The organism is Gordonia sp. 852002-50395_SCH5434458 (assembly GCF_001665905.1).
Taxonomy (GTDB): domain Bacteria; phylum Actinomycetota; class Actinomycetes; order Mycobacteriales; family Mycobacteriaceae; genus Gordonia; species Gordonia jacobaea.
This window is the reverse complement of record NZ_LZTC01000076.1, coordinates 1-8,833: the sequence shown is the minus strand read 5'-3', so window position 1 is coordinate 8,833 and position 8,833 is coordinate 1. Positions and strand designations below refer to the sequence as shown.

9 protein-coding genes are annotated in these 8,833 nt (G+C 64.0%); 5 read left to right on the top strand and 4 right to left on the bottom strand.

The features are described from left to right. Positions 1 to 47: 47 nt before the first annotated feature. A complete protein-coding gene (locus A5785_RS17180; RefSeq protein WP_064867907.1) occupies positions 48 to 620 on the bottom strand; it encodes an HdeD family acid-resistance protein in 573 nt (190 codons plus the stop codon). A 117-nt stretch (positions 621 to 737) separates the two neighbouring features. Between A5785_RS17180 and A5785_RS17175 the strand changes: the two genes are divergently transcribed. Together A5785_RS17175 and A5785_RS17170 are read left to right on the top strand one after the other, a co-directional pair. Beyond that, a complete protein-coding gene (locus A5785_RS17175; protein WP_064867904.1) occupies positions 738 to 1,691 on the top strand; it encodes an acyl-CoA thioesterase domain-containing protein in 954 nt (317 codons plus the stop codon). Between the two features lie 124 nt (positions 1,692 to 1,815). Continuing rightward, positions 1,816 to 2,862 carry a DUF4185 domain-containing protein gene (locus A5785_RS17170; RefSeq protein WP_064867901.1) on the top strand — a complete coding sequence of 349 codons (1,047 nt, stop codon included), beginning with the start codon at positions 1,816 to 1,818 and terminating at the stop codon, positions 2,860 to 2,862. Positions 2,863 to 2,972: 110 nt separating this feature from the next. Here A5785_RS17170 and A5785_RS17165 read toward each other — a convergent pair whose 3' ends face one another. The 3 genes from A5785_RS17165 to A5785_RS17155 all read right to left on the bottom strand — a co-directional run bounded on the left by A5785_RS17165 (position 2,973) and on the right by A5785_RS17155 (position 5,302). Further along, positions 2,973 to 3,677, bottom strand: coding sequence for a DUF305 domain-containing protein (locus A5785_RS17165; protein WP_082937790.1), 705 nt, complete (start codon positions 3,675 to 3,677; stop codon positions 2,973 to 2,975). A gap of 70 nt (positions 3,678 to 3,747) precedes the next feature. Further along, positions 3,748 to 4,176: a hypothetical protein gene (locus A5785_RS17160; protein ID WP_231894039.1), complete on the bottom strand. Its 429-nt coding sequence runs from the start codon at positions 4,174 to 4,176 to the stop codon at positions 3,748 to 3,750. 28 nt (positions 4,177 to 4,204) lie between these two features. Next, positions 4,205 to 5,302 (bottom strand): phosphatase PAP2 family protein, encoded by a 1,098-nt coding sequence (locus A5785_RS17155; RefSeq protein WP_064867898.1) that lies wholly within the window; start codon positions 5,300 to 5,302, stop codon positions 4,205 to 4,207. Between the two features lie 287 nt (positions 5,303 to 5,589). Here A5785_RS17155 and A5785_RS17150 point away from each other — a divergent pair, with 287 nt between their 5' ends. From A5785_RS17150 to A5785_RS17140, 3 genes are all read left to right on the top strand, one after another. Continuing rightward, positions 5,590 to 5,802, top strand: a complete 213-nt coding sequence (locus tag A5785_RS17150; protein ID WP_049700375.1) for a hypothetical protein — start codon at positions 5,590 to 5,592, stop codon at positions 5,800 to 5,802. A gap of 73 nt (positions 5,803 to 5,875) precedes the next feature. Further along, positions 5,876 to 6,646 carry a deoxyribonuclease IV gene (locus A5785_RS17145; protein ID WP_064867895.1) on the top strand — a complete coding sequence of 257 codons (771 nt, stop codon included), beginning with the start codon at positions 5,876 to 5,878 and terminating at the stop codon, positions 6,644 to 6,646. A gap of 225 nt (positions 6,647 to 6,871) precedes the next feature. Next, positions 6,872 to 8,704: an acyl-CoA dehydrogenase gene (locus A5785_RS17140; protein WP_064867892.1), complete on the top strand. Its 1,833-nt coding sequence runs from the start codon at positions 6,872 to 6,874 to the stop codon at positions 8,702 to 8,704. The last annotated feature ends 129 nt before the right edge of the window (positions 8,705 to 8,833 follow it).

Below are 8,833 nucleotides of genomic sequence, written 5' to 3'. Positions count from 1 at the left end.
GGGTCCCCGTTGCCGGGGCCCCACCGCTCGAGGACAAGAAGGGCGGGTCAGACCGCCTGGTCGGAGACCTTCTTGGGAAGGTTGAACAGCGTGATCACCGAGATCACGATGAGGAAGATTCCCGCGACCCACACCAGCACGCTCAACGCCCACATCGACGAGCCGATCAGCAGCACGAGACCTGCCAGGATCGAGATCACGCCGGTGAGGATGAGGTACCAGGTCGGGGCGTGCGCGGTCTTCGAGAACGCGGTCACCAGGTCGCCGATTCCGTCGAAAAGCCAAGCGAAACCGATGAAGAGCGCGAGGAACCAGACGGCATTCGCCGGGCTGAACAGGGCAATGATGCCCATGACCAGAACCAGAAAGCCAAGTATTCCGGTAAGGATGCGCCAGCCCGTACCGAGGACCTTTGCAGCGAACGCCACATAGATGCGGAAAAGGCCCGCAACGATGAGCGCAATACCGAAGAGAACCGCGAGCACGACCACCGTTGCCGAAGGCCACACAACCGCGATGATGCCGAGCACGATGCCGATGATCGATGTCACGATCATGGCGGTCCGAATAGAGCTGATCAATTCGTCAGGGATCTGTTTTGCATACGGCGCAAAGGTCATGCGGTTACCTTATCCCCGCGGCGGTCGTTGCGACGGGATTCAGACGCAACTGAGTGAAAACGCGTTGCTCGAGGGGGCGGTTCCGTGCACGCGTCTGTGTCCGAGTAAGAGTGATTCGTGGCAAAAACCCGCGCATTTTTCACCCCAAACAGCTCAGCAGCGTCGTCCGACAACGGCGTCGTGACCCCCACCTCGTACGCATTGAGCCTCTGGGCTCCCGGCACGCTCAACGGGCCCGCGGTGTGCGCTCTTGCCGCGCACCGCGTCGAGCAGCAGTTCGGCGAGGACGGTTTTCGACCTGCGCGGTTCACGATCGACATGTTCAAGGTGGCGCGAGAGGTACCGACATTCACCCGTGGCCGAATCGTCCGCGCGGGTCGTCGAATCAGGGTCGCAGAGCTCGACGTAGTGCAGTTTGGGGTCGCGAGCACCGCCGACTCGAATGCCGGCGACTCGAGCGCCGAAGAGGTCGTCGTGGCGCGGGCGACCGCGGTGTTCCTCCGGACGTCTGCGAACCCGCCGGGCACGCGGTGGCGGCGGCCCGACGAAGCCGTCACCTTCCGACCGCCGACCGAGCCCATCGGCGACTCGGATGTCATGTCTCGCTTCTCGTCGGATGTTCCAGAAGCAGGCGTCCCAGAGGCAGATGCCCCTGACGCCGCGGGGGCGTCGAACGGCGCGTGGAACACCGACATGGGCGCGCATCAGAACGGTGGGCGCAAGCGGCTCTGGTCGCATCCGCTGCCCGCAATCGACGGCGAACAAGTGACAGCTTTCGTGAAGGCGGTGACCGCTGGGGAGTCGACGAGTCTTGTCACGAACTGGGGATCGAGCGGTATCGGCTTCATCAACTGCGACCTCACCGTCGAACTTGCTCGTCTCCCACAGGGCGACTGGGTGGGCGTCGAGGCGGACAGCCACATCGAGAGTGACGGCATTTCCATCGGTACCGCCGGACTGTTTGATTCGCACGGAATGTTCGGAATGGGGACTGTCACCGCGGTCAACAATGCCGCCGCGGAGATCGATTTCACCAGCGTCGATCTCACCGATCGATATCGTGAGGCGTAATTGTCTGCTAATCGGAGAGAACCGCTCATTACAACGAGATGTAACCGTTAGGTCTTGATAGGGTCACGCCATGTCACTGGGCTGGAGTGGTCGGAAGGTGCGCGTGGCGGCGCGAAGAAGAGTCATGGCGACCGTCGTCGCAGTCGCTGCGACGACGGTGACCATCGGCACGGTGGTGGCTCCGACAGCACCGGCCGCCACCTACGCCGCGGGCGCAGCGACCACAGTTGCGCGCCTGACCGGACCCGGTTCGATCAACGACACCCCTGGCCGCTACAACATCTACGGCACCGACCTCGGCACGATGTGGGACAACGGCAAGGGCGAGATCCTCGCCGCGTTCGGCGACACCCAGACGTTCAACGGGTGGTCGTTGCTCTACGGACAGCTCTGGTACTGGCAGTCCAACGCACTGCTCCGCAGCACCGACCGCAACCTCTCCGACGGCATGACCTTCACCAGCCACGCCGGTCCCCCGAGACAGGCAAAGCGCCTTCTGAAACCTGATCTGCGCAAGGAGATCACGATCATCCCGACCGCGGGTGTCGCCGCGAACGGCAGGCAGTACATGAGCGTGATGTCGGTCAAGCACTGGGGACAGCCGGGAGTCTGGTACACCAACTGGTCGGGACTCGTCGCGTCGGACGACAACGGCAACAACTGGCGCGCACTGAACGCCTTCCGTCCGAACGGCGGGGGAAACAAGAAGTTCCAGATGACCGCGTTCCTCAAGGTCGGCGATACCGTCTACACCTACGGGACTCCCGACGGTCGCTTCGGCGCGGTGTACGTCGCGCGGGTGAACGCCAAGGACATCGAGAACCTCGGCGCCTACGACTACTTCTCCTACGGGAACTGGGTGCGGGGCAACCCATCTGCGGCAACCCCGGTCATGCCCGCACCGACCGGCGAGATGTCGGTGGCCTACAACAGCTATCTCGGTAAGTTCATCTCGCTCGGCCAAAGCGACAACGGTGTGGTGATGCGGACCGCCGACGACCCGGTTGGCCCGTGGACATCTGGTGAGTTGGTCGTGCCGATGAACAACCCGCTGACCGGATACGCGCCCTTTATCCACCCGTGGTCTCAGGGCAGCACGCTGTACTTCACGTACTCGGTGTCGGTGGGATACCAGGTCTACCTGATGCGGTTGCCGCTGCGGCGGGATTGAGTACGACGGCCGGCGAGCGCACCGCGTGCACCCACCGACCGTCGACTCTCCTCACGGCCGAATCATTCCCGACCCAGTCGCTGACCTACTCGCCGATCCGGCCGTCGAATTCACTGACCGAGCATTGAGCGCATGCGGTCGATCTCGGCTTGCTGCGACGTCGTGATCTGCTCGGCAAGCGCTCGCGACGCAGGGTCGATCCCGTCGGCCAGCTCGGTCTTGGCCATGTCGATAGCACCCTGGTGATGCGCGATCATTCCCTTCAGCCAGAGTGTGTCGAACTCCTGGCCGCGCGCATTCTCCATGGCAGTCATCTCCTGCTCGGACATCATGCCCATGCCCTCGGCACCGTCACCCATATCCATCGAGCCGTGATCCATAGAGCCGTGGTCCATGGAGCCGTGGTCCTGGGCGCTCTGCGATTCGGGAGTTGTCGAGACACCCCACGACCTCAACCGCTCGGTCATCTGGTTGATCTCGGGTTGTTGGGCGTTCTTGATCTGCGTCGCCAACTCGCGAACCGCGGTGTTGTCGGTGCGCGACGGTACGAGATCGGCCATGGCGATGGCCTGCTGATGATGGGGGATCATCATCTGGTTGAACGTCACGTCGGCGGCGTTGTGCGTGGTCGATTCGGCCGACGCACTCTGCGATGACGAGGCGTTTCGGCTAGCGTCCGCACTGGTCGACGACGCTTCACCGGATGCGCTGTCAGACCCGCTCTCGGACGTCGAACAGCCCGCGATCCCGACGACTACGGCGACACCAGCGCAGGCAGCGAGCATGCGGGTACGACGAATTGTGTTGCTGGACATACTGGTTTTCCTTGTCTGTGGTGACCTGCTGGACTCGGCCCCGGTGCAAGCGGGACCTGGCGTCGTCGAATCAGCAGCGAATCACGTTCAGACACAGGTGATCACGGATCGCCCACGGAGGCGGACGGCCGAGCTGGCGAACAGCCGGCATCCATACCGCAGCCATCGCGAGCAGTAGTGCGGCGAACACCAGGATTGCGACCATCGCGGGCTCGATGGTGGGAAAGTCGATGGCGCGCAGCGACAGACAGTGATGCCCGAGGACGGCGCAATGATCGCCGGACGACATGCCCGCGTCGGCACCAGCCGACTGCATCATCTGCATCTCGGCGTGCGCGGGAGGCATCGCGCGGGACTCGGCATGGGTCGGGCCGAGGAGGCCGTGCATCACGACGACGGCAAACACGAGGAGCCCCGCGAAGCCAATACGTGCGGGCCTCGCCGCCAAGCGCTGTACGAAACGCCGGCCACCACTCACCCGTCTACGCGATGCGGCCACGGCGACCAGAATACCGGCGCGTGACCGCTCAGGCGGCCGCGCCACTTTCCTGCTCGGCGCTCTCCTGCTCGGCGCGGCGTCGTTGACGCGGGAGGATGAATCGGCGGTCGATCAGCGTGTAGACGGCGATCACGAACGCGGCCAGTGCCCATCCGAGCAATACGTCGAAGACGTAGTGCTCCGCGGTGTAGACGAGCGTGAACGCCATCGCGAACGCGTACCCCATGAACAGCGTTTTGCCCAGAGCTTTCACCCGTGGCCACATGAACAGGGCAAGCAGCATCGTCAGACCCGCGTGCAGGGACGGGATCGCCGCGACGAGGTTGGCTTTGCCCTGCCCCACCTCGATCAGGTTCGACGCCACGTGGATATTGAGGTACTCCCAGCCGCGCGCCGAAATGCGCTCGACGTAGGGTTGCGCGCCCGGATGCTGCGGGTCGGTCGGACCGAGGATGCCGCCCGGCGTCGTCGCCTCGGGCGTCGTCATGCACTCGGCGTCGCGCGGACCGTCGACAACCTGCTCAGCGGTACACCGTGCAGCGGCCCACGGCGGCGCTGCGGGCACAAGCGTGTAGCCGACAAGGCCGAGGAACGTCGCTGCCACGAAGCACGCCGCGAAACGACGCCACGACGAACGGTCGCGCAACCACAGCACAGCGGCGACGGCGTACGGCACCACGAAGTACGACATGTAGACGACGCTGGTGACGATCTCCCACCACGGCGCCGACGCTTCTTTCAGGTGGCCCTGCAGCCAGACGGTCGGCACCACGCCGAACATCGCATGATCGACGTCGGCGGCGAGGTGCCAGTGCGTCGGCATGTCGACGATCCGCGCGACGTCCCGCGTCCAGTCGTAGAGAATCAGAATGAGCGCGAACGGCGCCCAGTCGATGAGCACGGTGATCGCGCGACGGCGGCCGATACTCGCGGCGAACAGCCCGAGACACAGCAGCACAATCAGGCGCGTGCGGTCGAAGGCGAGGCCGTACACGGAGAATTCGTAGGCCATGAACGCAACCCACGCCACGATGGCGATGCGTCTGACCATGGTCAGGTCGCGCCGCTTCTCCGGCTCGGCTTCGAGTTCCGCAGCGTCGGCGACGTCGTCGAGAACAGGCGCCATCGTTGCCGGCTCGTCCGAATCGTCGTCGCCTGCGCCTCGCCTCGGAGGCCGTACCGCGTCTTCTACGCTCAAGCGGACAATCCTGATTCCATCGGTCGAATGAGATGCTGACGCGTCGCATTCGACAAACACGATGGAACGACGTCCATCCTTAACTGTTTGTCAGCCTAGTGAACACCGGGCGGTTACGGGGTGTTTGCCACCCGTTGATGGCGCATCCACAGCAAAGACTTCCTAGACTGGTGATGCGCATCACAGCGATGTGGCAGTAGGCGCCGGGAGGTTTCATGCCCAATCGTTTTCTCCGCTACGGCGATCAGCGCTACCTGATCACCAAAGAGGCGGAGGCCCGACTCAACCGCGCGCTGGACAAGGTCTACGAGCACGGCTCGGGTCACGAGTGGCTACACCTCTACCGCGACACCGAGGCGCCGTGTCGGCTGTTGATCGCCAGCGGCGTTCCGATCACCATCGAAACCGAGCCGGGACTCGGCGACTGAGCACACGCACGACTGAGCACGCGCCAGGCTGCCCGCGAAAGTCACCAGCGAGCGGTTCACTATCGTTGGCGTCATGCGCATCGGAGCCCACCTGCGTGAAGACGCCGCACCACTCGAGACCGCAGAAGAACTCGGTATCGACGTCTTCCAGATGTTCGTCACCGACCCGCAGAGCTGGAAGAAGCCGCAGCCACATCCGGAGGCCCAGCAGATCCGTGAGTCGCCCATCGACGTCGTCGTCCATTCGAGCTATCAGATCAACGTCGCGAGTCTGAACAACCGACTCCGGATGCCGTCCCGCAAGGCGGTCGAACAGCAAGCCGACGCCGCTGCCGAGCTGGGGGCCTTCGGCCTCGTCGTACATGGCGGCCACCTTCGCGATGGCGAAGACGCCGCAGAGGGATTTGCCAACTGGCGCAAGCTTTTCGACCGCCAGCAGGACAAGGGCGGCTTCGGTGTTCCGATCCTCATCGAGAACACCGCGGGCGGCGATCACGCCATGGCCAGAACCCTCGAGGCCATCGACCGGCTATGGGACGCGGTCGGCGATTTCGAGCAGGCCGGATTCTGTCTCGATACCTGCCACGCGTGGGCAGGCGGCGAAGACCTCGTCGGCCTGGTCGAGCGCGTGCGTGCCATCACCGGCCGTATCGACCTGGTTCACCTGAACAACTCGCGCGACGAGTTCGACTCGGGCCGCGACCGCCACGCCAATCTGGAGTCGGGTCACATCGATCCCGACGTCCTCGTCGAAGTCGCCCGCATCGCCGACGCGCCGCTGATTCTCGAAACACCCGCGGAAGGCATACCCGCCGACCTGTCCTACCTGCGCGAAGGTCTCTGACCGACCTGCGTCGAGACTTCTTACCGCACTGCTTGCAATTGCGAGCACGCTCACATGCGCTGAGGTTGTGAGTGTGTTGCGCCTCGCGGTAAACTGGGGTTACTGGCGAGTAACTTGGTGTCCGCGTCAACGTCCAGACCATGCGCTTTCCCGACGCTCACCTCGACACGCCCGACGATCGTCAGCCCGCGGCTTATATGCCAGGTCTAGTAGAAGGAACCAGCAATGGGTCATTACAAGAGCAATATGCGCGACCTGCAGTTCAACCTCTTCGACGTGTTCGAACTCGACAAGGTCCTCGAGTCCGGAGAGTTCGGCGATCTCGATCACGAGACCGCCGTCGACATGCTCCGTGAGGTGAAGAACCTGTCGGAGGGCGTCATCGCCGACTCGTTCGCGGAGGGCGACCGCAATCCCCCGACCTTCGACCCGGAGACGCACAGCGTCACGATCCCCGAGGCGTTCAAGAAGTCGTACAACGCTTACATCGAGGCCGGCTGGGACAAGGTGGGTCTGCACGAGGACCTCGGCGGCATGCCCGCTCCGCGTTCGCTGTACTGGGCGCTCGGCGAGATGGTGCTCGGCGCCAACCCCGCTCTGTTCATGTACTCCGCGGGCGCAGGCTTCTCGGAGATCTTCTACAACAACGGCACCGATGAGCAGAAGAAGTGGGCCGAGATCTGCGCCGAGCGCGGCTGGGGCGCCACCATGGTGCTGACCGAGCCCGACGCCGGATCGGATGTCGGCGCAGGCCGCACCAAGGCAACGGAGCAGGAAGACGGCACCTGGCACATCGACGGTGTGAAGCGCTTCATCACCTCGGGCGATCAGGACATGACCGAGAACCTCTTCCACCTGGTACTCGCTCGCCCCGAGGGCGCGGGTCCCGGCACCAAGGGTCTCTCGCTGTTCTTCGTTCCGAAGTTCCACTTCGACCACGAGACCGGTGAGCTCGGAGAGCGTAACGGCGCCTTCGTCACCAACGTCGAGCACAAGATGGGCCTGAAGGTCTCGGCCACCTGTGAGGTCACCTTCGGTCAGCACGGCGTTCCGGCCAAGGGCTGGCTCGTCGGCGAGGTCCACAAGGGCATTGCGCAGATGTTCGACGTCATCGAGCACGCTCGAATGATGGTGGGCACCAAGGCGATCTCGACCCTGTCGACCGGTTACCTCAACGCACTCGACTACGCCAAGGAGCGTGTCCAGGGTGCTGACATGACCCAGATGACCGACAAGACCGCTCCGCGCGTGACCATCACGCATCACCCGGACGTGCGTCGTGCGCTGATGACCCAGAAGGCCTACGCAGAGGGCCTGCGCGCCGTGTACCTGTACACCGCGTCGCACCAGGACGAGGCTGCTGCCCAGATCGTCTCCGGCGCCGATGCCGCCATGGCTCACCGCGTCAACGACCTGCTCCTGCCGATCGTCAAGGGCGTCGGCTCCGAGCGTGCCTACGGCACGCTGACCGAGTCGCTGCAGACCTACGGCGGCTCCGGCTTCCTGCAGGACTACCCGGTCGAGCAGTACATCCGTGACTCGAAGATCGACTCGCTCTACGAGGGCACCACGGCCATCCAGGCGCAGGACTTCTTCTTCCGCAAGATCATTCGCGACAAGGGCCAGGCGCTCGCACACGTCGCGGGCCAGATCCAGACGTTCATCGACTCGGAGGCCGGCAACGGTCGCCTCAAGACCGAGCGTGCGCTGCTGAAGACCGCACTCGAGGACGTGCAGTCGATGACCGCAACGCTGACCGGCTACCTCATGGGTGCGCAGGAAGACGCGACGCAGCTCTACAAGGTCGGCCTCGGCTCGGTGCGCTACCTCATGGCCGTCGGCGATCTGCTCATCGGCTGGCTGCTGCTCAAGCAGGCCGAGGTTGCGCTGACCAAGCTCGACGAGGGTGCCGCCGATGGCGACAAGGCGTTCTACGACGGCAAGGTCGCGGTTGCGAGCTTCTTCGCCAAGAACATGCTGCCGCTGCTGACCTCGGTCCGCGGCGTCGTCGAGAACATCGACAACGACGTGATGGAGCTCGACGAAGCGGCTTTCTGATCCGCTGATCGACAAGCGTCACAAACCAATACTGCGGCCCCGCAACCGGATTCGGTTGCGGGGCCGCAGTATTTGTCCTGGGGCTTGTCCGTGCCGGTCGCCTAGCACCGCTGCGGACAGGGCCTGAAT

Excerpts from the sequence above, each read along its gene's own strand:
- A5785_RS17150 (WP_049700375.1), top strand. The coding sequence starts at position 5,590 with ATGCCCAATCGTTTTCTCCGCTACGGCGATCAGCGCTACCTGATCACC.
- A5785_RS17170 (WP_064867901.1), top strand. The coding sequence starts at position 1,816 with ATGGCGACCGTCGTCGCAGTCGCTGCGACGACGGTGACCATCGGCACG.
- A5785_RS17165 (WP_082937790.1), bottom strand. The coding sequence starts at position 3,677 with ATGTCCAGCAACACAATTCGTCGTACCCGCATGCTCGCTGCCTGCGCT.
- A5785_RS17145 (WP_064867895.1), top strand. The coding sequence starts at position 5,876 with ATGCGCATCGGAGCCCACCTGCGTGAAGACGCCGCACCACTCGAGACC.
- A5785_RS17140 (WP_064867892.1), top strand. The coding sequence starts at position 6,872 with ATGGGTCATTACAAGAGCAATATGCGCGACCTGCAGTTCAACCTCTTC.
- A5785_RS17180 (WP_064867907.1), bottom strand. The coding sequence starts at position 620 with ATGACCTTTGCGCCGTATGCAAAACAGATCCCTGACGAATTGATCAGC.
- A5785_RS17155 (WP_064867898.1), bottom strand. The coding sequence starts at position 5,302 with ATGGCGCCTGTTCTCGACGACGTCGCCGACGCTGCGGAACTCGAAGCC.